Origin of the sequence: Nannocystis exedens (assembly GCF_002343915.1) — a bacterium.
GTDB lineage: Bacteria > Myxococcota_A > Polyangia > Nannocystales > Nannocystaceae > Nannocystis > Nannocystis exedens.
On sequence record NZ_NETK01000001.1, the window covers coordinates 3492870 to 3518491 of the forward strand.

At 71.5% G+C, this 25622-nt stretch carries 19 protein-coding genes; 10 read left to right on the forward strand and 9 right to left on the reverse strand.

The window, feature by feature from the left end:
* Window positions 1-80 precede the first annotated feature (80 nt).
* The 4 genes from glgC to NAEX_RS13715 all read left to right on the forward strand — a co-directional run bounded on the left by glgC (window position 81) and on the right by NAEX_RS13715 (window position 4695).
* A complete protein-coding gene (glgC, locus tag NAEX_RS13700) occupies window positions 81-1343 on the forward strand; it encodes a glucose-1-phosphate adenylyltransferase (RefSeq protein ID WP_096327946.1) in 1263 nt (420 codons plus the stop codon).
* A gap of 12 nt (window positions 1344-1355) precedes the next feature.
* A complete protein-coding gene (glgA, locus tag NAEX_RS13705; protein ID WP_096327947.1) occupies window positions 1356-2804 on the forward strand; it encodes a glycogen synthase GlgA in 1449 nt (482 codons plus the stop codon).
* A 177-nt stretch (window positions 2805-2981) separates the two neighbouring features.
* On the forward strand, window positions 2982-3203 hold the full coding sequence (locus NAEX_RS13710) for a DUF3820 family protein (RefSeq protein ID WP_267704813.1): 222 nt from the start codon (window positions 2982-2984) through the stop codon (window positions 3201-3203).
* A 22-nt stretch (window positions 3204-3225) separates the two neighbouring features.
* Window positions 3226-4695, forward strand: a complete 1470-nt coding sequence (locus NAEX_RS13715) for a HEAT repeat domain-containing protein (RefSeq protein ID WP_096327949.1) — start codon at window positions 3226-3228, stop codon at window positions 4693-4695.
* Window positions 4696-4758: 63 nt separating this feature from the next.
* On the opposite strand, the gene NAEX_RS13720 is transcribed toward NAEX_RS13715, so the two are convergent.
* From NAEX_RS13720 to NAEX_RS13730, 3 genes are all read right to left on the reverse strand, one after another.
* A complete protein-coding gene (locus NAEX_RS13720) occupies window positions 4759-6831 on the reverse strand; it encodes a carbon starvation CstA family protein (protein WP_096327950.1) in 2073 nt (690 codons plus the stop codon).
* 71 nt (window positions 6832-6902) lie between these two features.
* A complete protein-coding gene (locus tag NAEX_RS13725) occupies window positions 6903-7706 on the reverse strand; it encodes a PAS domain-containing protein (RefSeq protein WP_096327951.1) in 804 nt (267 codons plus the stop codon).
* Between the two features lie 43 nt (window positions 7707-7749).
* On the reverse strand, window positions 7750-8649 hold the full coding sequence (locus NAEX_RS13730; RefSeq protein WP_096327952.1) for an aldo/keto reductase: 900 nt from the start codon (window positions 8647-8649) through the stop codon (window positions 7750-7752).
* Window positions 8650-8950: 301 nt separating this feature from the next.
* Between NAEX_RS13730 and NAEX_RS13735 the strand changes: the two genes are divergently transcribed.
* Window positions 8951-10825: an IgGFc-binding protein gene (locus tag NAEX_RS13735; RefSeq protein ID WP_143140700.1), complete on the forward strand. Its 1875-nt coding sequence runs from the start codon at window positions 8951-8953 to the stop codon at window positions 10823-10825.
* A gap of 46 nt (window positions 10826-10871) precedes the next feature.
* Here NAEX_RS13735 and NAEX_RS13740 read toward each other — a convergent pair whose 3' ends face one another.
* Together NAEX_RS13740 and NAEX_RS13745 are read right to left on the reverse strand one after the other, a co-directional pair.
* Window positions 10872-11291 (reverse strand): hypothetical protein, encoded by a 420-nt coding sequence (locus NAEX_RS13740; protein WP_096327954.1) that lies wholly within the window; start codon window positions 11289-11291, stop codon window positions 10872-10874.
* 91 nt (window positions 11292-11382) lie between these two features.
* Window positions 11383-14358, reverse strand: coding sequence for a carboxypeptidase regulatory-like domain-containing protein (locus NAEX_RS13745; protein ID WP_096327955.1), 2976 nt, complete (start codon window positions 14356-14358; stop codon window positions 11383-11385).
* 858 nt (window positions 14359-15216) lie between these two features.
* Here NAEX_RS13745 and NAEX_RS13750 point away from each other — a divergent pair.
* The 4 genes from NAEX_RS13750 (at window position 15217) to NAEX_RS13765 (ending at window position 19799) form a co-directional block, all read left to right on the forward strand.
* Window positions 15217-16128 (forward strand): ABC transporter permease, encoded by a 912-nt coding sequence (locus NAEX_RS13750; RefSeq protein WP_170135699.1) that lies wholly within the window; start codon window positions 15217-15219, stop codon window positions 16126-16128.
* Window positions 16125-17048: an ABC transporter ATP-binding protein gene (locus tag NAEX_RS13755; protein ID WP_096327957.1), complete on the forward strand. Its 924-nt coding sequence runs from the start codon at window positions 16125-16127 to the stop codon at window positions 17046-17048. The genes NAEX_RS13750 and NAEX_RS13755 overlap by 4 nt, the downstream gene beginning before the upstream one ends.
* Before the next feature lie 52 nt (window positions 17049-17100).
* A complete protein-coding gene (locus tag NAEX_RS13760; RefSeq protein WP_096327958.1) occupies window positions 17101-18264 on the forward strand; it encodes a hypothetical protein in 1164 nt (387 codons plus the stop codon).
* A gap of 323 nt (window positions 18265-18587) precedes the next feature.
* The gene (locus tag NAEX_RS13765; protein WP_143140701.1) at window positions 18588-19799 is read left to right on the forward strand and encodes a hypothetical protein; all 1212 of its coding nucleotides are present in this window, start codon (window positions 18588-18590) and stop codon (window positions 19797-19799) included.
* A gap of 19 nt (window positions 19800-19818) precedes the next feature.
* Here the strand turns inward: NAEX_RS13765 and NAEX_RS13770 are convergent, their stop codons facing one another.
* The 4 genes from NAEX_RS13770 to NAEX_RS13785 all read right to left on the reverse strand — a co-directional run bounded on the left by NAEX_RS13770 (window position 19819) and on the right by NAEX_RS13785 (window position 23845).
* A complete protein-coding gene (locus tag NAEX_RS13770) occupies window positions 19819-20415 on the reverse strand; it encodes a GTP-binding protein (protein WP_096333609.1) in 597 nt (198 codons plus the stop codon).
* 113 nt (window positions 20416-20528) lie between these two features.
* A complete protein-coding gene (locus tag NAEX_RS50110) occupies window positions 20529-21140 on the reverse strand; it encodes a TetR/AcrR family transcriptional regulator (RefSeq protein ID WP_170135700.1) in 612 nt (203 codons plus the stop codon).
* A gap of 430 nt (window positions 21141-21570) precedes the next feature.
* A complete protein-coding gene (gene rtcA, locus NAEX_RS13780) occupies window positions 21571-22608 on the reverse strand; it encodes an RNA 3'-terminal phosphate cyclase (RefSeq protein ID WP_096327961.1) in 1038 nt (345 codons plus the stop codon).
* Window position 22609: 1 nt separating this feature from the next.
* Window positions 22610-23845, reverse strand: a complete 1236-nt coding sequence (locus NAEX_RS13785) for an RtcB family protein (protein WP_096327962.1) — start codon at window positions 23843-23845, stop codon at window positions 22610-22612.
* 156 nt (window positions 23846-24001) lie between these two features.
* On the opposite strand from NAEX_RS13785, the gene rtcR reads away from it, so the two are divergent.
* The gene (gene rtcR / locus NAEX_RS13790) at window positions 24002-25603 is read left to right on the forward strand and encodes an RNA repair transcriptional activator RtcR (protein ID WP_096327963.1); all 1602 of its coding nucleotides are present in this window, start codon (window positions 24002-24004) and stop codon (window positions 25601-25603) included.
* The last annotated feature ends 19 nt before the right edge of the window (window positions 25604-25622 follow it).

The window sequence follows — 25622 nt, forward strand, 5'->3', positions numbered from 1 at the left end:
TGGTCATGCGGCCGGCCGGACCGCGGCGATGTTGATCTCGCGGGCCCGCCGGTGGTACATGACGTGAAGGAGGGCCTGATATGGTCTTCGAGCCGCGTCTCCGTGAACTGACCCGAACGGCGCTGACTCTCGTATTGGCCGGGGGGCGCGGCAGCCGCCTCTCCGCGCTGACCGATCGTCGGGCCAAGCCGGCCGTCTATTTCGGCGGCAAGTTCCGCATCATCGACTTCGCGCTGTCGAACGCGATCAACTCGGGTTTCCGCAAGATCTCCGTGCTGACGCAGTACAAGTCGCACAGCCTCCTGCGCCACCTGCAGCGCGGCTGGAGCTTCCTGCGCGGCGAGATGGACGAGTTCGTCGACCTCTTGCCGGCCCAGCAGCGGCTCAACGAGGAGAACTGGTACCGCGGCACGGCCGACGCCGTGTGGCAGAACCTCGACATCTTCCAGAGCCTGCGGCCGTCGCACGTCATCATCCTCGCCGGCGACCACATCTACAAGATGGACTACGGCAAGATGCTGTGGCAGCACGTGACCCGCGGCGCCGACGTGACCGTCGCCTGCTTCGAGGTCCCGCGCAAGGAGGCGAGCGCGTTCGGGGTCATGGCGGTCGACCCGAGCGGGCGGGTGGTGCGGTTCGTCGAGAAGCCTGCCGACCCGCCGCACATCCCGGGCAACCCGGAGCTGTCGCTGGCGAGCATGGGCATCTACGTGTTCAACGGCAACTTCCTGTTCGAGCAGCTGCGCCGCGACGCCGAGGATCCGAACTCGAACCACGACTTCGGCAAGGACATCATCCCTTATCTCGTGCAGGGGCGGGCCAGCGTGTTCGCCCACCGCTTCCAGGAGAGCTGCGTCGTCACCGAGGCCGGCGGCACGCCCTATTGGCGCGACGTCGGCACCGTCGACGCCTACTGGGAGGCCAACATCGACCTCACCAACATCATCCCGCCGCTCGACCTCTACGACCCGCAGTGGCGGATCTGGACGTACCAGGAGCAGCTCCCGCCGGCCAAGTTCGTCCACGACGAGGACAACCGGCGCGGCATGTGTCTCGGCAGCATGGTCTCGGGCGGGTGCATCATCTCCGGCTCGCTCGTGCGGCGGAGCCTGCTGTTCTCGAACGTCCGCTGCAACTCCTACTCGAAGCTCGAGGGCGCGGTGGTCTTGCCCGACGTGGTGATCAACCGCAGCGCGCGGCTGACCAAGGTCGTCGTCGACCGCGGCGTCGAGATCCCCGAGGGCCTGGTGGTCGGCGAGGACCCGCAAGAGGACGCGCGCCGGTTCTTCCGCACCAGCGGCGGCGTCACCCTGATCACGCGTGAGATGATCGACCGCCTCTAGCGAGTGCCCCGCATGCGCGTCCTGTTCGTCGCCTCCGAAGTTTATCCCCTGGTCAAGACCGGCGGCCTGGCCGACGTCGTCGGCGCCTTGCCGATCGCGCTCGCCGAGCTCGGCGTCGACGTCCGCGTCCTCGTGCCCGGCTACCCCAAGGTGCTCGCCGGCCTGCACGCGCGCGGCCGCGAGGTCGAGCTGCACGGCCTCGTCGGCGGCGGCCCGGCCAAGCTGATGTACGGCCGGGTCGGTCGGCTCGAGCTGCTCGTGCTCGACGCGCCCCACCTGTACAATCGGCCAGGTAACCCCTACGTCGACCAGCACGGGCGCGACTTCGGCGACAACCACCTGCGCTTCGGCGCCCTGTGCCACGCCGCGGCCTGGCTCGCCGGGCCCGAGGGCGGCGACCGCTGGCGGCCCGAGCTGATCCACGGCCACGACTGGCAGTCGGGCCTGGCCCCGGCCTACGTCGCCTTGATGCCGCCGCAGCAGCGCGTGGCGACGATCACCACCATCCACAACCTCGCCTACCAGGGCGTCTTCCGGGCCGACACCATGGGCGCGCTGCGCTTGCCCGGCTGGATGCTCGACATCCACGGCCTCGAGTTCCACGGCCACCTCGGCTTCCTCAAGGCCGGCCTCTGGTACAGCGACAAGATCACCACCGTCAGCCCGACCTACGCCGGGCAGATCCAGACCGAGACCTACGGCCACGGCCTGCACGGCCTGTTGCGGCGGCGCGACGCCGACCTCTACGGGATCCTCAACGGCATCGACACCGACGTCTGGAACCCCGCCACCGACCCGCACCTGCCCGCGCCGTACAACGCCGACGACCTCACGGGCAAGCGGATCGGCAAGCGCGCGCTGCAGCTGGAATTGGGGCTTCACCCCGATCCCGACGCGCCCTTGTTCGTGGTCGTCAGCCGGCTCGTGACCATGAAGGGGCTCGACCTGCTGCTCAGCGCCGGACGGTCGATCCTCGAGCGCGGCGGCCAGCTCGCCGTCCTCGGCTCCGGCGAGGAGCGCCTGGTCGACGGCTTCCAGCAGGCCGCCCGCCTGAACCCCGGCCGCGTCGCCTACCGCGGCGGCTACGACGAGCCGCTCGCCCACCGCATGCAGGCGGGCGGCGACGCCATCATCATCCCCTCGCGCACCGAGCCGTGCGGCCTCACCCAGATGTACGGCCTGCGCTACGGCACCGTCCCGGTCGTGCGCCGCACCGGCGGTCTGGCCGACAGCGTCGTCGACACCACCCCCGACACCCTGAGCGCCGGCCTCGCCACCGGCGTCCTCTTCAACGACATCGACGCCTCCGCGCTCGCCTGGGCCCTCGGCCGCACGATCGCGCTCTACCACAACCGCCCGGTGTGGCAGCAGATCGTCCGCCGCGGCATGCAGGAAGACTTCAGCTGGCGCCGCAGCGCCGCCCGCTACCTCGACCTCTACCGCCGCGCCCTGGGCTACTGAGCGCGCTGCAGCTCCTGTCCCTCGGGGCATGTCCGTCCGAGCATGCCCGTTCGGACCTGCTTGTTTGGGCATGTTTGTGCGGACATGCCCCGCGAGCACGTGCGTCCGCGCGACCCCGAGGTCGGCGGCGCCCACGGCGCTGCTGCGCCCGCCTCGATCCTGCGCTACCCTGCGCGCGTGGCGGAGCTCCAGCTCGACCCCGAGGCGCTGCAGGCCCTCATCGACGCGCGCATGCCGTTCGGCAAGTACCAGGGCGTCGCGCTGCTCGACCTGCCCGAGCCGTACCTGGTGTGGTTCTCGCGCCAGGGCTTCCCGCCGGGCAAGCTCGGCCGGCAGCTCGCGTTGACCCTCGAGATCAAGACCAACGGCCTCGAGAAGCTGCTACGGCCGCTGCGCTGACACCCCGGCCCATCGCGCCGACTTGATCGCGCTGCTCCAGCGGCTGCCCGGCGACGCGGCCGAGCAGCTGCTCGTCGAGTGGTTCGACGACTCCTTCCGCGACCACCACGCGGCCGTGCTGCGCGCGCTCGCAGAGCGAGGCTCCAAGGTCCCCGGCGCGCTCCTCGAGCGCGTCCTCGCGTCCGCGACCGACATGCTCGCGGTCTCGCCCAGGCGCAAGGTCTCGCAGCGAGCCGCCGAGCAAGCGCGCCGCGATTTCGAGGTCGTCCTCGAAGCGGTCGGTTGCCTCGGCGATCCCCGGCTCGCGCCGGTCGTCGCCCGTCACCTCGACGCATCCCCCTACGCGGCCGCGCTCGCGCTCGGCCGCCTCGGCGCGCGCGATCACGTGGCGACGCTTCTGGCCCGCTTGCCGGACGTCCCGGTCAAGGCGCAGTGCGCCATCGTGGCCGCGCTCGAGCTGCTCGGCGATCCCGCAGCCGCGCCGGGCTTGCTCGAGTGGCTGCGCACGGCGCCCGACGAGGTCGTCTACGAGTTCCACCACGGTCTCGGCCTGCTCGTCGGCTGGGAGCCGCTGCTGCCGCTGTACCCCGAGAGCCTCGCGCAAGCGAGCGCGAACATCCGCGGCGGCTGGGCCGACTTCGAGCTCACGCGGCCCCGACCCGCCCCGCGCCTCGAGCAGGTCACGACCTCTGGTCCGCACCAGCTCCGCTTCAACGTGGTGAACGGCCTCGGGGTCGCGCGCGTGCGCTTCGACCCGCCGGCGCCCTTCTCGTCGTGGCTGCGCTGGGACGTGGCGCTGACGATCGCCGGCCGGCCCGTCTACCAGCTCGGCTCGTACTGCGACACCTGCGAGGCCCACATGCGCCTCGCCGGCTGGCCCCCCGAGCGCGCGGCCGTCGTCGCCGGTGCGGTCCGCGACGCCCTCGCCGCCGTCCCGGTGCTGTCGCTCGACTGGCTCACGGCGATGTCGCCGCTGCTCACGACCCTCCGGACCGGTCACTGGCTCGCCGTGCGCGGCGAGTTCGACGTCGAGCGGGTCACCGCTCCCGAGCGGTCGTGGTGGTCACGGCGGGAGTCGTATCGAAGCGCCGAGGATCCCGACACCGTCGAGGTCGGGTGGCCGTGGCCCGACACCGAACATTTTCAAGTCCGCGAGCCGCTGTCGACCGAACCGCCGACGTTCGGCGTGCTCATGCCCACCCAGCCGCTCGCCGCGCTCGACGAGGCGACCGTCGCCGCTTACGAGCAGGCGATCCGCGCCGGCGCCCGACCCGCGTGCCTCCTGCTCGCCTGGCTCGATCGCCGCACGCTGCGCGGCGAGTGCGACGAGCAGCTCCTCATCGCGGTGGTGCTCGACGGCCACCACAAGCTCGCGGCCTACGCCCGCTGCGGCGTCCCGGCGCCGGCCGTCCTCCTCTGCCGGCTCGAGGACACCTGGGGCCCGCCGGGCGAGCGCGAGCGGTGGCTGCTACGGGCCCTGGGATCGAGGTGACCGAAACGCCATGGTCTATCGACCATGCCCCTTCGCACATGCCCGATCAAGCATGTCCTGAATTCACGCGACCGCCCGGGCGTGCAAGATCTCCCGCCACTTGCGGGCGCTCATCGCCACGATCGCCAGCACGCAGGCGAGCAGCGTCCCGGTCACCGCCGTGTTGACCACCCCCATCGTCGCGGTCGCCGGGTCGCGGGTCATCGGCACGTAGACTTCCGCCAGGGAGCGGAAGCCGGCCGTCAGCGTCGTCGTACCGACGAACAGCAGCGGCCCGAGCGTCACCCACGCGTAGGCCGGGCGGCGGCCCTCCTTGAGCACGATCGTCGTCCCGACCGCCAGCGCCACCGACGCCAGCAGCTGATTGGCGATGCCGAACATCGGCCAGATCGTGGCGATCGATCCGGTCAGGATGAAGTAGCTCCACCCGGCCACGATCACCAGCGACGACAGCACCGCCCCCGGGACCCACGACGGGTCGCCGAGCTTGCGGGAAAACCGCCCCAAGAACTCCTGCAGCAGGAACCGGCCCACCCGCGTCCCCGTGTCGATCGTCGTCAGGATGAACAACGCCTCGAACATGATCGCGAAGTGGTACCAATAGTCGAGCAGCGTGCGCATGCCGGGCAGGCCGGAGAACACCCGCGCCATCCCGACCGCCAGCGACACCGCTCCGCCCGTGCGCGCCGCGATCACCTCGTCGGTCGCCTCGGCCAGCGTCGGCAGGTCCTCGACCTTGACCCCGAGGCGCTTGAAGTCGGCGGCGCTCAGCTCCGACGCGTGGACCGAGCCCGGGTCGGCGTGGTAGCCGAGCGCTGCGAGTGACCCATTGGACAGGCGCAGCACCTCCGACAGCTTGAGCGTCTTGTCGGCCGCCGTCGTCGCCGACTGCCCCTCGGCAAGACCGAGCCGCCGCCGATCGTCCGCCGTCATCACCGGGTCGAGCGCCGCCAGGGCCTCGCGCGACGGCGCCAGCCCGCCCTTCGCGTCGGCGACCACCGCGATCTTCGGGTCGGTGTTGATCGCGAAGTAGTCCGCGGGCGGCAGCGCGGTGGCGGCCAGCAGCGCGGTGATGCCGACCAGCCCCTCCATCAGCATCGCCCCGTAGCCGATCGGGCGGATGTCGGACTCCTTGTCGATCATCTTCGGCGTGGTGCCCGAGGCGATCAGCGCGTGGAAGCCCGAGATCGCCCCGCAGGCGATCGTGATGAACACGAACGGGAACAGCGAGCCGCGGACCACCGCCGGGAACACCTCGCCGTCGACCGCGATCGTCCCGGCCCCGACCGCGTTGACGAGCGGCATCTCGATCACCGGGTTGACCAGCACGATCCCCAGCACCAGGAGCGCGATCGTCCCGATCTTCATGTACGACGAGAGGTAATCGCGCGGGCACAGCAGCATCCACACCGGCAGCACGCTGGCGACGAACCCGTAGGCGGCGATCAGCAGCGTGATCGTCGTCTCGGACAGTTGCAGCAGCTGCCCGAGGCTCGAGTCCTGGACCTGCTTGCCGAACACCACGCACAGTAATAATAATAGCACCCCGACCGCGGTCGCCTCGCGGACCCCTTGCGAGCTGCCGCCGCGGACCTTGTAGATGAACAGGCCCATCGCCAGCGCGATCGGGATCGACGCGCCGATGGTGAACACGCCCCAGGCGCTCTCGGCCAGGGCGCCGACGACCACGCGGCCGAGGCCGGCGAGGGCGATGACGACGATGAACAGGATCGCCACGCCGGCGACCGCGCCGACCCCGGGGCCGAGCTCGTCGCGGGCGATCTCGGCGAGCGAGCGGCCGCCGCGGCGGACCGACGCCGTCAGCATCACCAGGTCGTGGACCGCCCCGCCGAGGACCACGCCGATCAAGATCCACGAGTACCCGGGCAGAAAGCCGAACTGAGCCGCGAGCACCGGCCCGACCAGCGGGCCGGCGCCGGTGATCGCCGCGAAGTGGTGGCCGAACAGCACCCAGCGCGACGTCGGGTGGTAGTTCTGGCCGTCGTTGCGCTCGTGGGCCGGCGTGCGGCGGGCGTCGTCGAGGGCCAGCACCTTGGCCGCCAGGAACGCCGAGTAGTAGCGGTAGGCGATCGCCAGCACCGCCAGAGCCAGGATCATGAACCACAGCGCGTGCATGGACGGGGCGACAGGCTACCACGCCCGCGCCCTCGCGGCGCCGGCGGGCCCGGACGCCCGGGCCAGCGCCCTCAGGCGCCGCGTTTTTGTGCCGAGGCCAGCGCGTGGGCCACCCCGGCCTTGAGGTCGCCGAGCACGGTGACCTGGCCGAAGTCGACGCCGAGGCGCACGATCGCCTGCGCCACCGCCGGGCCGACGCCGGTCACCACGGCCGCCGCGCCGAGCAGGCGCACGCCCGCGGCCGCCCTGGCGAGCGCCTCGATCGCCGTGGTGTCCATGCGGCGCACGCCGGTGACGTCGAGGATCGCCGTGTGGGCGCGGTGCTGCGTCACCCCGGCGAGCAGGGTGTCAATCATCTGCGTCGCCCGCTGGGCGTCGAGCTTGCCGATCAGCGGCATCACCAGCACGCCGTCGGCCACCGGCAGGAGCGGCGTCGCCATCTCGAGCGTCGCCTCGAGCTGCGCCTGCGCCTCGGCGTCCTCGGCCAGCTTCTTGGCGGTCACGTCTTCGAACCACCCGATCACCCCGATGATCGCCCCGCTCGGGTCGCGCAGCGGGATGCGGTGGCGATCGATCCACACCGTGCCGCCGTTCTCGCTGGGGAACGCCAGGCGCACGTAGAGCCGCTGCTCGCCCGACTCGATCACGTCGAGGTCGTCGGCGCGGTACTCGGCGGCGTTGTCTCGCCACCACAGGTCCGTGTCGCTGAGCCCCACCAGGTCCTGCGGGGAGGACAGGCCGCACAGCTTCGCCATCGCCTGATTGCCGCCGAGGTATCGCGAGTCGCGATCCTTCCAGAACATCGCCCACGGCATCGAGTCGGCCACCGCCTGGAACAGCGCCAGTCGCCCATCGAGATCGGGACCTTGAGTCATGCGCGGCGACCGTATCACGCCGCAAAACGTCGTAAAGGGGTCCTCAGACCGCGCGTGCCGCCGACGTGGACACCTGCGCCACCGGGAACGCGTGCTCCAGCGCGGCGAGGTCGTCGCTCGAGAGCGTCAGCGCTCCAGCCGCCGCGCTGTCGATCGCGCTGGTGATCTTGCTCGCCCCCGGGATCGGGATGATCACCGGTGAGCGGGCCAGGAGCCACGCGAGCGCGATCTGGAACGGGGACACGCCGTGGTCGGCGGCGACGCGGCGGAGCGTCGGATCGTCGGCCACGCGGTGCTTGCCGCGGGAGCCGCCGACCGGGCTGTAGGCGAGGTAGGCGATCTTCTCCGCCTCGCACAGCGAGATCACCCCGTTGCTGAAGTCGCGGCGGTCGAGCACGCCGCAGCGGTTCTGCACGCTGACGATCGGCGCCACTTGCTGGGCGCGGCGGATCTGCGCGGCTGTCACGTTGGACAGGCCGATGTGCATGATCTTGCCGGCGCGGCGCAGCTCGGCGAGCGCCCCGACGCTGTCTTCGAGCGGGACCACGTCGTCGACCGCGTGCAGCTGATACAGCGTGATCGCCGGGACCTTGAGCGCCTTGAGGCTGGCTTCGCAGGCGGCCTTGAGGCGGCGGGGGTGGGCGTCGGTGACCCATGCGCCGCCGGGTCGAGTCAGCCCGCCCTTGGTCGCCACCACCACCGACTCCGGGTCTTGCCACTGCTCGAGCGCCGCCGCGATCAGCTTCTCGTTGTGGCCGATCTCGGCCTGGTCGAGGCAGTACACGTCGGCGGTGTCGATCAGCGTCACGCCGGCGCGCAGCGACGCGTGGATCACCTTGATCGCCTCCGACTTGGCCGGCCTGCCTTCGAGCGAGAGCGGCATGCCGCCGAGGCCGATGCAGGACACTTGGAGACCGGTGGAGCCGAGCGGTCGGAGGTTCATGGGGTGCGTCCTCGCGGGTGCGAACCGACCACTTAGCACAGAACCTAGAACATCGGACACGGGCACTTCTGCCCGCGTCCGTGGCCACTGCGCGTTCTCGCACGGGCGCGCGCCGCCGCGTGTCCACCGCCGGTGAAACCAGTGAAGCGGACTTCATCTCACCGGGGGTTTCGCGGTCGTCGATCGAAGGACGCGCGTCGTGTTGCGAGCGCGTCATCCAGGCGACGCGCGCCCGTGCGCCGCGCGTCGCGTCGCTGCGACACCGCCCCCACGCGCGCGGGCTCGTGGTATGGCGGACACCATGGTCTGGACAACTCGCAGCTTGCTTACTCTTGGTGTCGCGCTCCCACTCGCCGCCTGCAGCGACGACGGCGGCCGTCTCGACTCGGCCTCGGCCACGCAGCCGACCGGCAACCCGACGGTCAACCCGTCGACGACCGCGAGCACCACCGACACGCCGACGAGCACCGGCACCTCGACCGACGCCGGCACCGTCGGCGACAGCGACAGCACCGGGACCACCGACGGGGTCGACTCGATCACCACCCTGCCGACCTCGACCACCACCACGATCGGCTCGACCACCGACGGCCCGGACACCACCTCCACCGGCGAAGGTCCCTGTCCCGAAGACCAGATCGAGTGTGACGGCAACACCGCCAAGGTGTGCGACGGCATGGGCGGCTTCAAGTCGGAGACCCCGTGCGCGATGGCCTGCGCCGAGCCGCTCGGCTGCGTCGTTTGCGTGCCGGGCTCGACCCAGTGCGTCGGTCAGGTCTCGCAGGTGTGCCTGCCGGACGGCAGCGGCTGGGAGGACCAGCTCGAGTGCGACCCGGTGCAGGGCCTCGCGTGCGACCCCGGCAGCGGCCAGTGCCTGGGCGCCTGCGCCGACCTCGGCCTGTCGTACATCGGCTGCGACTACTACCCGACCGCGCTGCAGCAGCTCGACGGCTTCATGGGCAACCCGTACGCCGTCGGCGTCGCCAACACCACCGCGAGCCCGGCCAGCATCACCGTCACGCGCGGGGCCAACACCGTGGTCATGGACACCGTCCCGGCCAACAGCGTCAAGATCATCCAGCTGCCGTGGGTCTCCGAGCTCTCGACCGGCACCGGGCCCACCGTCCACGTGGCCGACGGCGCCTACCGCCTGCGCTCGACCCAGCCGGTCACGGTCTATCAGTTCAACCCGCTCAACGCCGACGTCACCAACGACGCCTCGCTGCTCCTGCCGGTCAACACCTGGACCGGCAACTATCTGGTCGCCTCGTGGCCGTTCTGGAACGGCTTCGGCTACGGCGGCTTCTACGCCGTCACCGCGCGCTACGACAACACCACCGTCACCCTCAAGGCCCCGAAGGGCGGCACGCCGACCCAGGCCGGCGGCGGCGTCGACGGCCAGGGCAACGGCGTCGTCGTGCTCAACGAGGGCGACGTCCTTCAGGTCGCCTCGGCCAGCGGCGGCGACGAGACCGGCGCGATCGTCACCGCCGACAAGCCGGTGCAGGTGTTCGGCGGCCACGAGTGCACGCAGGTCCCGATCGGCATCACCGCCTGCGATCACCTCGAGGAGTCGATGTTCCCGATCGAGGCGCTGGCCAAGGAGTACATCGTCGTCCCGCCGTCCCAGGCCGGCGGCAACGCCGAGAAGGCGGTCATCGTCCGCATCATCGCCTCCGAGGCCAACACCACCCTCACCTTCGACCCCGACCAGCCGGTGGCCAAGGTCCTCGCCAACGCCGGCGACTTCGTCGAGATCCCGACCACCGTCGCCAAGTTCGTCGTCTCCGCCGACAAGAAGATCCTCGTCGCCGAGTACATGGTCGGCCAGGACGCCGGCTACGGCACCTCCGACCCGGCCATGGTCCTCGCGGTGCCGACGGCCCAGTTCCGCTCGAACTACCTGATGTACGCCCAGCCCGGCTGGAGCGCCAACTTCGTCGACATCCTCGCGCCCACCGGCGCGAGCGTCCAGGTCGACGGCGCCGCCGTCGGCAACTTCACCGCCATCGGCGCCACCGGCTTCAGCCTCGCCCACGTCCCGCTCAACAACGGCACCGGCGGCAGCCACAGCGTCACCGCCGACCAGAAGGTCGGCATCAGCGTGTACGGGGTGCTCAACTACGGCAGCTACTGGTACCCCGGCGGCCTCGACCTCGACGTCATCCCGCAGTGACCGGATGTCGCATGGGACATGTCGCCATCGACATGTCCCATGCGACTCACACCCCGCGCCGCTCGAGCGCTTGGAACAGATCCGCGAGGAACTGCACCTCGTCGGTGGTCGCGTGCAGGTCGCGGCCGAGCGTCAGCGCGGCCACCGAGATCAGCATCGCCACCACCTTCGAGCGGACCAGGTACTCGACGTGGTCGAACGCGTCGTTGCGCTGCTTGCCCCACCGCTTGAGCTCGTCGCGCGCGGCCGGCTCGTAGCCGGTCATCTCGGCCCACTCGTGGAACACCGTCAGGCGGCCGAGGCTCATCTCGCGCTCGGCCCGGCCGGTGTAGAATTGCAGCGCCGCGAGCGTCGCCTGGCCCTTGAGCCTGGTGATGAGGAACCGCTCGGCCGGGCGCCACAGCAGCAGCTCGGTGCCGTCTACCTGATAGACGTCCGCGTCTGCATCGTTCCAGGCGAAGGCCACCTCCGCAGATGTGCCCGAAACCCCTGGCGGTGGGAAGTGCGCAAACGGCGGGCGAACATTATCGCCCGCCGCGTCGGGCCGCGGCGCGCGTTCACGGCGGCGCCGCGGCGGTGAGCTCCACCGTCACCCCGCGGGCCAGCCCGAGGCGCAGCGTCGTGCCGACCGGCACGCGCGTCAGCTGCTCGTACAGGTAGCGCCGTTCGCCGGTCACGTCCTCGCCGTCGACGCTGACGATCACGTCGCCCGCTTGCAGGCCGGCCGCCGCCGCCGGCGAACCGGGCCGCACCAGCGCGACCTCGAACTTGCGCTGCGCCGGGTCGGCCGCCGGCGCCCCGAGCTTGATCGCGTAGCCGAGGTCCCCGCTCGCCTCGCCGGCCTTGAGCCGCTGCTTGGCGACCCGGATCGGCGGCAGCTCGACCTCGGGTCCCCCGGCGATCGTGGTCGTCATCGCCGTCTGGCTGTACTCCACCGCCGCGTTGCGCGGCGCCGCGATCAGCACCGTCACCAGCCCGACCGGCGCCCCCTCGACCTCGAAGCGACCCTGGGCGTCGGTGCGCGGCGCGTCGCTGTCGCCGAACGAGTACCCGCGGCCCTGGCTGACCCGCACCGCCGCGCCGACCACCGGCGCCCCCTCGAGATCGACCACCGTCCCGCGCAGCTTGACCTTCGCCGCCAGCTCGATCTGCAGCCCGGCCCGCTCCTCACCTGACCCGAGAGACACCTCGGTGTCCTGCGTGCCCTCCGGCGCGCTGATCGACAGCTTGTAGTTGCCCGGCGGCAGCTCGCCGAAGCTCCACGCGCCACCTGTCCGAAAGAACCGGTCGGTGCGCTGGTAGCCGGTGGTCGGGTCGCTCAGCGTCGCCGAGAACTCCTGCGGCGTGCCGCCGCCCTTGACCGCCACCGTCCCGGCGAGCCGGCCCGTCGGCGCGATCGTCAGCGTCACCTCGGCGCCGAGCGCCACGTGCTCGACGGTCGTCTCTCCGCCGCCGCGGCGGAACGCGCGGACCGTGTACTTGCCGGGGAACAGCTCCTCGATGGCGAAGCGGCCCTCGGGGTCGGTCAGGTGCGGCCGGTCGTTCAGCGCGAAGAACCGCGGCAGCGCCCCGCCGGGCCCCCGCGCGCTCTCCGACTCGCGCGTCGCCTCGACGAACGCGTCGCCGACCGGCCCGCCGCCCTCGTCGCGCACGACCCCGACGATCTTCCCGTTGCCGGTCTCGACCACCAGCTCGACCGTCGCCACCGCGTCGGCCTCGACCGTCAGCTTCACCCCCTGCACGTCGTCGTCGCCGGTCCCGGGCGCGCGCAGCTTGACCCCGTCGCGCGTGGCCGACACCCGGTACTCGCCGGCCGCCGCCTCCGGCACGTGGAACGAGCCGTCGTCGCCCGTCATCGCCGACGCGCGCCGCCCCGCCGCCTGCAGCGACACCTGCGCCCGCGCCACCGGGTTGCCGTGGACGTCGCGGAGCTTGCCGCGGACCTGCCCTGACGCCGGCAGCGCGACACGGATGTCCTCGAGGTCCTGTCCTTCGGATAAGGTCACTTCCAGCGGCTTGTCCGGGGTCGACCGGTTGTTGCCCTTGGCGAACGCGCGCAGCTCGTACTTGCCGGGCAAGAGCCCCGCGAGTTCGAAGCGCCCGCGCCCGTCGGAGTCGACGTACGCCGAGCCGCTCGCGCGCGGGGCCGTCTCCCCGGCCTCGACCTTGACCCGCGCCATCAGGCTGATCCCCGCCGCCGGCTCGCCCTTGGCCGTCGTCACGGTGCCGCGGATCGCCCGCCCCGGCGCCACGTCCCACCGCAGGTCCTCGATCGGCTCGTCGGCGACCACCACCGGCGGGTACTTCGCGGCCGACACGAACCGCTCGCAGCGCACCGTCACCTCGTAGGTGCCCGGCAGGAGGCCCGGGATGCGCACCCGCCCGTCGGCCTCGATCTCCGCCGCGAAGTCGCGCTCGCCCCCGCCGCGCAGGCTCACCTGTCCCTGCGGACAGGACGCGCCGCCCGGCGTCACCACCACCGCGCCGGCCACCGTGGTCGCCGGGTGGGCCTCGATCACGATCGCCGCCGACGTCTCGCCGAGCCCGAGCACCACCTGCTCCGCCGCCATGCCGAACGCGTCGTCGGCCGTCACGCTCGGCTTGTACGCGCCGGGCGACAATTGAGCGAGGCGGAAGTTGCCGCCGGCGTCGGTGATCGATACCCCGCCGCCGCCGCCGAAGAACGTATCGCCGCGCTCCGCCGTGACCTTCGCGCCCTCGACCGGCGAGCCGTCGCTCGCGCGCACCACCTTGCCGACCAGCACCGACTCGGGCGTCAGATACAGCTCGAACCGGTGCCCCGGCGCCGCCCCGCGCTCGCTGCCAGGCGCGTAGCCGTCGGCGCGCGCGAACACCTGCGGCTGCCCCGGCGCCACCCACAGCGAGAACGTCCCCTCCGCGCCCGAGGTGGCGAACGCCATGCCCGTGCCCGCGAACGTCCCGCCCGCGCTGACGATCGCACCCTCGACCGCCCCGCCGCTCAGGTCCTTGACGACGCCCTGAACCTCCACGCCCCCGCCGCGCAGCGTGATGTCGATGCCCAGCACCTCGCCGCCCGGCTGGAGGCTGACCATGTCGAGGTTCGCCGGTCGGTCGCCGCGGGTGTAGAAGGCCGGCACGTGCCCCGGCGCCGACGCGCTCACCGAGTGCCGCACCGCCCACAGCCCCTCGATCCGGTAGTGCCCGTCGCGCTCGCTGGCGACGCACGGCGGCGTGAAGGTGTCGCGCGCGTCGAGCAGCCCGGACGCCGCGATCGCACACACCTGCGCGCCCGCGATCGGCTGGCCCTTGTCGTCGCGCACGGTCCCGGCGATCGCGGCCTTCGCCAGCGTCCGCGGGTCGATCACCACCGCCGGCGTGGTCGGCACCGCGGCGACGGGCGCGACGGTGGGCGGCACCGCCGGCTCGTCCGCCAGCGCCTCTTCCTGTCCTTTCAGACATGTCGCCCAGGCCAGACCGGCGACCCCGAGCCCGATCGGCAGAAACCACAAGATCCGCGACCGACCCTCGCTCCTGCCGTTCCGATTGGTCATGCGCCTCCTGTCTAGGCCCTCGGGCCGGCGACCGTCAAGGCGGCTCGACGCCCGCCCCGGCAGCGGGCATCGCTGGCCGGATGGCCTCGTCGCGATCGCCGTCGCGGCGCTGCTCGGCCTCGGCGGCGCGCCGTGGTGGAGCGACACGCCGCCGCGAGTCGCCCATCCTCGCGGATCAGGTCCCGCCCGCGTCGCTGCAGGCGCACTGCGACGAGGCCGTCGCCCGCCGCGGCTCGTGCCGCGGACCGACCGCGGCCCGAGCGGCTCCACCCGCCCGCCCCGGCCGAGCGCGCGCGTCGCTTCGTCGGCGCCATGGGGGCCGCGAGGCCGTCGCCGCCGACCCGCGCTGGGCCGTCGAGCGATACTCCCTGCTCTCCGATGCTGTCCCAGAGAACATGTCTTCGGGGACACCTCTGTCCCGCGTCCCCACCGTCACCACCAAGAGGCGCCGCCTCGCCACCGCCGCGAGAGAGCGCACGCTCACCGGCGACGCGCTGGCGTTCCACCATCATCTGTCCCAAAGGACAGAACGGAGATCGGCCGGGCCCCCGATCGCGCCTCGCCCATGCGCGCGGCCGACCACCGCGGTCGCCCGGCCAGGGCGGGCCGAGATCCCGCACCGACCTGGGCCTTCATCGCACCTCGACAGCGGCCGCGGCCGCGTCGGGAGCGACCAGCGAGGAGAGGGCGGCAAGCGAGCCGCCGACGAGCAAAACCCCGAGCAGATAGAGGGCGCTGGGACCACGAGGACGATAGCGGGGGCGAGTCATGATCGGGTCAACGACGCGCCTCGCCCCGCGGTCTGCGGCGCTGCCATACTTCTCGCGGCCGGCGACCTCGGGTACGCTGGGCCTCGGCGTGGCCACCTCCTCCACTTTCTTGCGCGACGCCTGGTTGATCGCCGGCTTCGACCTCCGCGAATCGATTCGGACCCGCCGCGCCCTCGTCCTCGCGCTCCTCTATCTGCTCGTCGCCTCGATCACGAGCTACGTCTACGTCGAGGTCGTCCGGCTCGCCCAGCAGGCGACCTCCGAGGTCATCGGCGGCATGGCCGACACCGGTGACAAGGTCGCCGCGGCGGCCGCCGCCGGGGCCGCGCAGAGCGCCGGCTACACCGGTCTCCTCTACGTCATCGCCGGCGGCGATCCGCAGATCGCCGGTCACCTGGCGACCTACCCGCCGATGGTGCTCGTGTTCGCGTGGTTCTCGCTCGGCGCCTTGCCGTGGCTGATCGCGCTCACCAGCTACGACCTCGTCGCCGGCGACCTCCACCTGCGCACCGTCCGGTTCGTCGCCCTGCGGACCAGCCGCGGCGCGTTCGTCCTCGGCAAGCTGCTGTCGCAGGTGCTGCTGGTCGCGTTGATCGCCGGCCTCGGCATGATCCCCGTGCTCGCGATCGGCGGCGCCTACCTGCCGCGCTTCGACGTCCTCGACACCTTCCTCGCCCTCCTGCGCGCCTGGCCGATCCTGGCCCTGTTCGCGTTCGCGGTGCTCGGCCCGGTCGCCTGCGCCTCGCAGCTGGTGCGCGGGCCCGGGGCCGCGCGCGCCCTGGCGATCGTCTTCCTGTTCGCGCTGTGGGTCCTCGGGATCTGGGCGGTGTTCGCCCCCGACCCCCTGTCGCTGCTGCGATGGTTGACCCCGTTCGCCTACAAGACGCAGTTCTTCCACCCTGACCTTTTGCACAGGTTGATGAACGCCGCCGGCTGCGCCGCCCTGTGCGCCGGCTACAGCTGGATCGGCTTTCAGGTGTTCCGTCGGAGGGACCTGTGACCGCCCCCGCGCTCGCGCTCGCCGCCGTCCACAAGCGCTTCGGCGCCGTACACGCCCTCCGCGGCGTCGACCTCCGCGTCCCTCGCGGCTCGATCTTCGCCCTCATCGGCCCCAACGGCGCCGGCAAGACCACCCTCTTCTCGGTCGTGTGCGGCTTCCTCCGCGCCGACCAGGGCACCGTCACCGTGCTCGACGGCCCGCCCGACGTCATGCGCTTCAAGGGCCGGCTGGCGGCCCTGCCGCAGGACGCGATGCTCGGGCGCGAGCTGACCGTGCGCGAGCACTTGACCTTTTTGGCCCGCCTTCAGGGCATGTCCCCGGAGACAGCTCGTCGCGAGGCCGACCGCGTGCTGGCCATCGTCGACCTGGGCGAGCTGGCCGGGCGGCGCGCCGGCACGCTGTCGCACGGGCAGGTCAAGCGGGTCGGGGTCGCGCAGGCCTTCCTCGGCGACCCGGAGCTGATCCTCCTCGACGAGCCGACCGCGGGGCTCGACCCGCGCCACGCCCACGACCTGCGCGAGGCGATCCGCGGCCACCGCGGCCAGCGCACGATCGTCGTCTCGTCGCACAACCTGCAGGAGCTCGAGGCGATCTGCGACGAGGCGGCCTTCATCGAGCAGGGCCAGACGCTTGAGGCGGGGGCGGTGTCGGCCCTCACGGCGCAGGACGCCGAGGTGTTCGTGGTGCTCGCGCCGGGCCCGGAGCCGATCGCCGAGGTGCGCGCGCACCTCGGCGACGTCGCGGTCGAGTGGGAGCCGCAGCGCCGGGTGCTCCGCGTGTCCTTTCAGCCAGGTCCGAACCGGGCCGCCGAGGACGTCATCGCCGCCGTGCTGCGCGAGCTGCTCGCCCAGGGCGCGCGCATCTCCGGCGTCGGCAAGGGGCGCTCGCTCGAGCAGCGCTACCTCGAGGCGACGCGCTGAGCTGTGACGCCATCCACGGTCCTCGGCGCCGAGACGGCGCTAAGGAATCGGCATGGCTCGCTCGATGTCGCATCCTGTCCACCTGTGGTTCGCGTGGACGCTCGTGGTCGCGTGTACCGACAATGACGGACAGGGTGGACAGCACACGGACGGCGCCCCACCGCACCAGAACCCGACCTCGGTGAGCCTGCCGCCGGGCATCTTCACCGAAGGAGAGGAAGGGAGCGCGAGCAGCGGCGCGGGCGACAAGCTCGACCTGCCCGGCGCCGGCGGCGACAGCAGCAGCGGCGACGACGGCCTCGGGCCGCGCGGCTGCGACAAGGTCGACTTCCTGTTCGTCATCGACAACTCCAACTCGATGGCCGACGAGCAGAGCAGCCTCATCGCCTCGTTCCCCGGCTTCATCGCCGCGATCGAGGACACCCTCGAGGCCGACGACTACCACATCATGGCGATCTCGACCGACGACGGCGACCCCGGCAACGGCGACCAGGACTGCGACTTCCAGAAGTGCATCTGCGCCCCCGCGCCGACCTGCTGCCAGGACGTGTGCGACACGATCTTCAAGGGCACGACCTGCAACGGCGCCCCGTGCGACCAGGTCAGCATCGACGCCTGCGAGTTCCAGTACGGCAGCGGCCGCGTGTTCGACCAGTACGGCACCGCCTGCCCGATCGCCGACGGCCGCCGCTACATGCTGCAGTCGCAGCCGGACCTGGTCTCGACCTTCGCCTGCACCGCCGGCATCGGCGCGTTCGGCAGCGGCGACGAGCGGCCGATCCAGGCCGCGCTGGCCGCCCTCGGCGACGTGCAGAACGGGCCCGGCGGCTGCAACGAGGGTTTTTTGCGCGACGACGCGGTCCTCGTGCTCGTCATCATCACCGACGAGGAGGACGACAACGTCGACGTCGGCGAGGGCTCGCCCGGCGAGCCGGCCGGGTGGTACGAGGCGGTCGTCGCCGCCAAGCACGGCGTCCCGGACGCGGCCGTGGTCCTCGGCCTGGTCGGCGACAGCAACCTCCCCGGCGGCCTGTGCCCGCCCGTGTGGGACCCCGACGAGGACGGCGGCGAGGCGGCCCCGCGCCTGCAATCGTTCGTCGAGATGTTCTCCGGCGGCGTGATCGGCAGCGTCTGCTCCGCCGACTACACCCCCTTCTTCCTCGAGGCCGTCAGCGTCATCGACACCGCCTGCGACACCTTCGTCCCGGTCGGCTGAGCGGTCGCGCCGCCGCGACGCGTCGCTCCGCCGCTCCTCCTCCGCCCGCCCTCGCGCCGCGCGCCCCGCCGGCTCGAGGGCGGACGACGTCCGGCGCCCCGCTCGCCGCGGGCGCGCGCGGCGGCTCCAATGATCATACCGTGCGCGGATCCGTCGATGATGGTCGTCACGCCTCACGACAATCGCCGGATCCGCCCTTTCGCCCGAACCAGCCCCCTGAACATCGTTATTGCGGGTACCACCGTGTATGATGATTGCCGCCGCCGGTGATGGCACCCACGCGCCGGTCATCTGTTCGCACGGCCGGGGCTAAATAGTTGGACATGACTCGCACTACGAAGACCGTTCTTGGCGGGTGGCTGATGTGCGCCTCGGCCCTCGCCGCCTGCGTCGACAAGGAATCGCCGGGGGTGGAATCCGACACCGACACCACGGCCAGCGCCGTCACGGTCGCCCCGCCGGCGACCGGGGCCGTCGACACCGGCGACGAGCCGGCCGACACTTCGGCGGATCCGCCCGACGACTCGGGCGGCGGCTCCGGGGCTGCGAGCGCCGGCGGCTCGGACACCTCGACGCCGCCCGAGACGACCGGGGTCGACGGCACTACCGGCGTGCCCGCGACCGGCTGCCAGAAGGTCGACCTGCTGTTCGTCATCGACAACGACACGACCATGAAGTCCGAGCAGGAGGGCCTCGTCGCCGCCTTCCCGGCCTTCTACGACGGCATCAAGTCGACGCTCGGCATGCAGGACACGCACGTCATGGCCGTGGGCGCCGACGACGGCAAGGCGCTGTCCAACACCAGCCAGTGCCTGGGCGGCGGCAAGTGCTTCTGCGGCCCGGCCCCGCTCTGTTGTGCCAACACCTGCGAGGGCGGCAACGCCGAGACGTGCAACGGCCTCGCCTGCGCGGGCCTGCAGATCAGCGAGTGCGCCTCGCAGTACGGCGCGGGTCGCGACTACAGCAACTCGGGCACCTTCTGCAACATCGCCGACGGCCGCCGCTACATGCTCGACAGCCAGCCCGACCTCCACGCCACCTTCGGCTGCGCGGCCGCGGTCGGCCAGTACCAGACGCAGAACGACAAGCGGCCGATGTTCGCCGCGACCGAGGCGGTCAGCCCGGCGATGAACGGCGTCGGCGGCTGTGACGAGGGCTTCCTGCGCAGCGACGCGCTGCTGGTCGTGGTGTTCGTGTCCGACAAGGACGACACCAACGAGAACGGCGGCACCGGCTCGCCCGGCGGGCCGCAGGAGTGGTACGACGCGCTGGTCGCGGCCAAGGGCGGCAACGCCGATTCGGTCGTCGTGCTCGGCCTGGTCGGCGACGGCAACATGACCGGCGGCGGCTGCGATCCCAACATGGCCCCCGACATGGAGGCCCTCGCCGGCGGGCCGGCGCCGCGGCTGCAGGACTTCGTCAGCAAGTTCACCCACGGCGCGATCGGCAGCATCTGCGCCGCCGACTACGGCCCGTTCTTCAGCAACGGCATCGCCATCGTCGACCAGGCCTGCGACACCTTCACCCCCGGCTGAACCTCGTCGCGGGCCGCCGTCACTGCCCGGCGGCCCGCGGCGCCTGCAGCTGCGCGACCGCCAGCCGCGTCACCGCGCGCAGCGTGTCGAACACCCCGTCCCCCCGGATCGCCACCGCCTCGAACTCCGGCCACCCCGCGGGGTTGAGCGCCGCCCGCAGCTCCGCCACCGGGAGCGCGGCCGGCGTGTCGCGCTTGTTGTACTGCATGATGTAGGCGTCGCCGAGCTCGAGCCGGTGCTCGGCGACGTCGCGGTGCAGGTTGTCGAGGCTCTCGCAGTTGGCCTCCATGCGCGTCTCCTGCGAGTCGGCCACGAACACCACCCCGTCGGCCGAGCGCATCACCAGCTTGCGCGTGGCCGCGTAGTGGATCTGCCCCGGCACCGTGTACACGTGGACGCGCAGGCGAAACCCGCCGATGGTCCCGAGCGTCAGCGGCATGAAGTCGAAGAACAGGGTGCGCTCACTGTCGGTGTTGAGGTGCAGCAGCGCCCCGCGCCGCGACGGGTCGTTCTTGCGGTGGATCCACCTCGCGTTCTCGGTCTTGCCGGACAGACCTGGCCCGTAATACACGAGCTTCAGGTTGATCTCCTTGGCCGCGTAGTTCACAAACGGCATGATCATCCCTCCCCGGGTCCAGCCCGGACGGACTCCAGTTTTCAACGCAACGACTACAACATGTCCTTCGGGACATACCGTCCCGAACGCTCCGACCGACTATCGGCGGCCGCTCAAGCGGCCAGCACGGACAGGCCGACGTCCAGCATCTGCCGCAGCGCCGCGCGCGAGGCCCCCGAGCGGCTCATGATGCCGAGTCCGTAGAGCGTGTTGACCAGGTGGCGGGCCAGCGCCCGCGGCTCGCTGCCGGCCGGCAGCTCCCCGGCCTCGTGGGCCCGCGCCAGCGCGGCGTGCAGGGCGTCCTCGACGCGCACGAAGTAGGCGCGCACGACCGCCTGGATCTCCGGGTCCGCCGGCCCGACCTCGATCGCCGTGTTCGCCATCAGGCACGAGCCGCGGTCGCGGTCGAGCACGACCTCGGCCAGGAACAGCTCGAAGAACCCGCGGATCGCCACCAGCGCCGTCAGCGGCCGCTCGATCGGCCGGCTCCAACCCGTCCGCGTCAGCGTGTCGAGCATGCCCTCGACCGCCAGCGCCTCGTAGCGGGCGAGCACCTTCAAAAACAGCGAGCGCTTGTCGCCGAACGTGTCGTAGAGGCTCTGCCGCGAGATCTCCATGTGCTCGAGCAGGTCCCGCAACGAGGTCCCCTCGTAGCCGCGCCGCCAGAACAGATCGAGCGCGCGATCGAGCGCCTCCTCGGGTTCGAACTCCTTGATGCGAGGCATCGTCTGTAAGTGCTGGTAGTAGGCCCGCGGACGGGCGCTTTCTTGAGCGTAGAAATTCTGGACCACCCAGTCAAGATAGTGGTACCAGACCGGTCGGTCAAGAAAAATTGGGGCGCAGCAGGCCCTGCGCCCGCGCTCACGAGACGGCCTGCGGTCGATCTCGCGGGCCTCGGCGGAGCCATGGCCGCACGAACATGTTTCGTAAGACATGCTCTTTTCGACATGTCTCTGCGGCCTCAAATCGGCGCTGCCACCGCAGGCGCCACGTGCCTTCGCGCCCGACGACGACCGACAGGCGAGCGCGAAGTTCGACCAAGCATCACCGCGTCCTCGCAGGTGGGCGCCGCGCATCGCTCGTCCTCGCGGGCGCGTGCGCGCTCCTCGCGAGGAGCCTCGCCGCTCGCATCGAAGCGCCGCGGGACTCGCCTGCTCAGCGCGGCGCGACGGCCACGCGGCGGGTGCCGGCGGGCGCGTCGGTCACCTCGAACTTCACCGGCAGGAAGCGCCCGACGATCTCCATGTTCGTCAGCGTGTGCTGCGTCAGCGCGTGCGAGCGGAAGCTGCCGCCGCCGGCGAGCGCCAGCGGGATGAGCAGCTGGTCGGCGAGGTGCGGGCCGACGGGCGCCTCCGAGCCGAGGTGTTCGCCGAGCTCCTTGACCACGCGGGCGGCGACCTGCTCGGCGGAGATCCGCTTCTCGCCGAACGCGGAGAACAGCTCGCTGCCGTGCTCGAACTCGACGGACAGCAGCAGCGCGTTGCCGGGCCCGGCGCTCTCGACCTCGATCGCGCGCAGCTCGGAGCGCTCCCATCCGAGCAGGTTCTGCACCGCCCGCAGCTCGCGGTCGGCGATCGACTTCGGCAGGTTGGCGTAGATCGCCCGCGCCTGGCGGCGGACCACCTGGCCGCGGTCGTGCCAGTGCAGCGGCTGCAGCGGCTCGCCGCCGGTGACCTTGGCGGTGAAGCGGCCGCCGCCGGCCGGGTAGAAGCCGACGCGGTCGAGGTTCGCCTGCACCTGCGCGCCCATGCGGCGCAGCAGCGGCAGGAACACCTCGGCGATGAACTCGAACGGCGGCGCCATCGGGTTGTGCGTCCCGCCCTCGAAGCTGAGGTTCGACGTGCCGGGCGCGTGCAGCAGCGGCCAGATCACCGTCTGCAGCACCAGCGTCACGCTGCCGGCGCTGCCGACCGAGAACGAGTAGTCGCCGTGCTTGACCGGACCTGGCTGAAAGACCAGCTCCTGCGAGCCGAGCGCGTCGCCCTGGACCTTGGCCGCGCCGACGCTGGTGGCCGCGCGCACGGCCGTGAGGTGCTGGCGGAGCAGCCCTGGCTTGTGCCGGCGCGCCCGCAGCTTGACCAGGTGGAAGGGTCGCCCCGTGATGAGCGACAGGGCCAGCGAGGTGCGGAGGATCTGGCCTCCGCCCTCGCCCTCCGAGCCATCGATCACGATCGCGTCCTTCGGCGCCTGCATCCTATCCCTTCACGCAGACGACCTGGCGCAGCGTGTGGACGACCTCGACCAGGTCGCGCTGCGCCTCCATCACCGCGTCGATGTCCTTGTACGCCATCGGCGTCTCGTCGATCACGTCCTCGTCCTTGCGGCACTCGACGCCGGCGGTCGCCTTGCGGTGGTCGGCCACCGTGAACCGCTTGCGCGCCTCGGTCCGCGACATCGCCCGCCCCGCCCCGTGGCTGCACGAGTGGAAGCTCTCGGCGTTGCCCTTGCCGCGGACGATGTACGAGCGGGTCCCCATGCTGCCCGGGATGATCCCCAGGTCGCCCGTGCGGGCCCGCACCGCCCCCTTGCGGGTCACGAGCACGTCCTTGCCGTAGTGGTGCTCGCGCGCGACGTAGTTGTGGTGGCAGTTGACCGCCGTCGCCCCGAACGTGAACGGCGGGATGCCCTTGCAGCCGGCGACCGCCTTGATCGTCGCCTGCATCATCAGCTCGCGGTTGTGCCGCGCGAAGTCCTGGGCCCACTCGACCGCCTCGACGTAGTCGTCGAAGTACTTGGTACCTTCGGACAGGTACGCCAGGTTCTGGTCGGGCAGGTTGACGAAGTACCGCTTCATCTCCTCCTTCGCGAGGGCGATGAAGTGCGAGCCGATGCGGTTCCCGACCCCGCGCGAGCCCGAGTGGAGCATGAACCACACCTGGTCGCGCTCGTCGAGGCAGACCTCGATGAAGTGGTTGCCGGTCCCGAGCGTGCCGAGGTGGACCGCCGTGTTGCTCTTCTCGATCGCCTTGTGCTTGTCGACGATCGCGTCGAAGCGCCGCTCGAGCTGCTTCCACACCGTCACCACCGGCGCCGGCGGCGTATGCCACGCGCCCTTGTCGCGGCCGTGGTTGGTGGTGCGCCCGTGCGGCACGGCCTTCTCGATCGCAGAACGCACCTCGCTCAAGTTGTCCGGCAGGTCCGACGCCTTGAGGCTGGTCTCGACCGCCATCATCCCGCAGCCGATGTCGACGCCGACGGCCGCCGGGATCACCGCACCGACGGTCGGGACCACGCTGCCGACCGTCGCGCCGATGCCGAGGTGCACATCCGGCATCGCCGCCACCCAGCGGTGGATGAACGGCATCTGCGCGATCCGCTCGAGCTGCGCGATCGCGTCCTCTTCGACCTGCACCCCGCGGGTCCACCGCTTGATCGGGACCCCGCCCTTGGGTTGATGGACCTCGTAGTTTTGCGCGTCACGGTTGGACATCGGCGTTCTCCTGAAGCCCGGTATCGCAGAGAACGTGCCTGGCGGCCGTGACTCAGGGAATAACGAGTAAGTTTCAAGATCTTACCGAAGGCCGCCGAGGGTTGGCCAGCACAATTTTCTATCCGAACCTATAATCTCTGATAGGTTGGGCGCCATATGCGGAGGCCCACCGTCGTCCTGGGGATCCTCGGCTCCCAGATGGACATCGGCGGACGCAACCGCTGGGACCGCTGGCGGCCCACCGTCGACCTCTGCCGGCACGACGACCTCATCGTCGACCGGCTGGAGCTCATCCACGGCAACGCCCACACCGAGCTGGCGGAGGCCGTCACCGCCGACATCGCCCAGGTCTCGCCGGAGACGCGGGTGCGCCTCCACACCCTCGACTTCGCCGATCCGTGGGCCTTCGAGGAGGTCTACGCCGGCCTCCTCGACTTCGTGCGGGCCTATCCGTTCCGCCCGGACGACGAGGACTACCTGGTGCACATCACCACCGGCACGCACGTGCAGCAGATCTGCCTGTTCCTGCTGACCGAGTCGCGCTACCTGCCCGGCCGTTTGCTGCAGACGATCCCGCCGGCCCGCCGCGACCAAGGCGACCCGGGCGGCCACGCGATCATCGACCTCGACCTCGCCCGCTACGCCCCGATCGCCGCTCGCTTCGCCGAGGACGCCCGCGCCGGCGAGTCCTTCCTCAAGGCCGGGATCGCCACCCGCAACGCCGCCTTCAACGAGCTCATCACGCAGATCGAGCAAGTCGCCGGGGTGACGCGGGCGCCGATCCTCCTGACCGGCCCGACCGGCGCCGGCAAGACCCGGCTGGCCCGCAAGATCTTCGAGCTCAAGCAGAACCGCCACCAGATCCGCGGCACCTTCGTCGAGCTCAATTGCGCCACCCTGCGCGGCGACGCGGCCATGTCGGCGCTGTTCGGCCACGTCCGCGGCGCCTTCACCGGCGCCGTCCGCGACCGCGCCGGCGTGCTCAAGCTGGCCGACGGCGGCCTCCTCTTCCTCGACGAGATCGGCGAGCTCGGCCTCGACGAGCAGGCGATGCTGCTGCGCGCGATCGAGGACCGCGTGTTCCTCCCGGTCGGCAGCGACCGCGAGGTCCGCAGCGAGTTCCAGCTGGTCGCCGGCACCAACCGCGACCTTCGGGCCGACGTCGTCGCCGGCCGCTTCCGCGAGGACCTGCTGGCCCGCATCGATCTGTGGTCGTTCCGCCTGCCCGGCCTGCGCGAGCGTCGCGAGGACATCGAGCCCAACCTCGACTACGAGCTCGAGCGCTGGTCGCAAAGACATGGCCGCAAGGCCAGCTTCTACGGCCAGGCCCGGGCCGCCTTCGTGAAGTTCGCCACCGCCGCCGACGCCGTGTGGTCGGGCAACTTCCGCGATCTCGCCGCCGCCATCGAGCGCATGGCCACGCTCGCGCCCGGCGGACGGATCGGCGTGCGCGAGGTCGAGGCGGAGATCGCCCGCCTGCGCGCCGCCTGGTCGAGCACGCCGGTCAACACCGGCGACGACCTGCTCACGCGCCTGCTCGGCCGCGAACGCCTGGCCGAGGTCGACCCCTTCGACCGCGTCCAGCTCGCGGAGGTCGTGCGCGTGTGCGCGGCCGCCCGCAGCCTGTCCGACGCCGGCCGCACCCTGTTCGCCGCCTCCCGCCTGCGCAAGCGCTCGAGCAACGACGCCGACCGCCTGAGAAAATACCTGCAACGCTTCGACCTCGAGTGGGCCGACATCCACCCCGAGGACGCGTAGCCGCGCAGGATGTCCTTCG

What these genes read in the sequence shown, in the direction of transcription:
- glgC (WP_096327946.1), top strand. Translation starts at nt 81, where the DNA reads ATGGTCTTCGAGCCGCGTCTCCGTGAACTGACCCGAACGGCGCTGACT.
- glgA (WP_096327947.1), top strand. Translation starts at nt 1,356, where the DNA reads ATGCGCGTCCTGTTCGTCGCCTCCGAAGTTTATCCCCTGGTCAAGACC.
- NAEX_RS13720 (WP_096327950.1), bottom strand. Translation starts at nt 6,831, where the DNA reads ATGCACGCGCTGTGGTTCATGATCCTGGCTCTGGCGGTGCTGGCGATC.
- NAEX_RS13725 (WP_096327951.1), bottom strand. Translation starts at nt 7,706, where the DNA reads ATGACTCAAGGTCCCGATCTCGATGGGCGACTGGCGCTGTTCCAGGCG.
- NAEX_RS13730 (WP_096327952.1), bottom strand. Translation starts at nt 8,649, where the DNA reads ATGAACCTCCGACCGCTCGGCTCCACCGGTCTCCAAGTGTCCTGCATC.
- NAEX_RS13735 (WP_143140700.1), top strand. Translation starts at nt 8,951, where the DNA reads ATGGTCTGGACAACTCGCAGCTTGCTTACTCTTGGTGTCGCGCTCCCA.
- NAEX_RS13745 (WP_096327955.1), bottom strand. Translation starts at nt 14,358, where the DNA reads ATGACCAATCGGAACGGCAGGAGCGAGGGTCGGTCGCGGATCTTGTGG.
- NAEX_RS13760 (WP_096327958.1), top strand. Translation starts at nt 17,101, where the DNA reads ATGGCTCGCTCGATGTCGCATCCTGTCCACCTGTGGTTCGCGTGGACG.
- NAEX_RS13765 (WP_143140701.1), top strand. Translation starts at nt 18,588, where the DNA reads ATGACTCGCACTACGAAGACCGTTCTTGGCGGGTGGCTGATGTGCGCC.
- NAEX_RS13770 (WP_096333609.1), bottom strand. Translation starts at nt 20,415, where the DNA reads ATGCCGTTTGTGAACTACGCGGCCAAGGAGATCAACCTGAAGCTCGTG.
- NAEX_RS50110 (WP_170135700.1), bottom strand. Translation starts at nt 21,140, where the DNA reads ATGCCTCGCATCAAGGAGTTCGAACCCGAGGAGGCGCTCGATCGCGCG.
- rtcA (WP_096327961.1), bottom strand. Translation starts at nt 22,608, where the DNA reads ATGCAGGCGCCGAAGGACGCGATCGTGATCGATGGCTCGGAGGGCGAG.
- NAEX_RS13785 (WP_096327962.1), bottom strand. Translation starts at nt 23,845, where the DNA reads ATGTCCAACCGTGACGCGCAAAACTACGAGGTCCATCAACCCAAGGGC.
- rtcR (WP_096327963.1), top strand. Translation starts at nt 24,002, where the DNA reads ATGCGGAGGCCCACCGTCGTCCTGGGGATCCTCGGCTCCCAGATGGAC.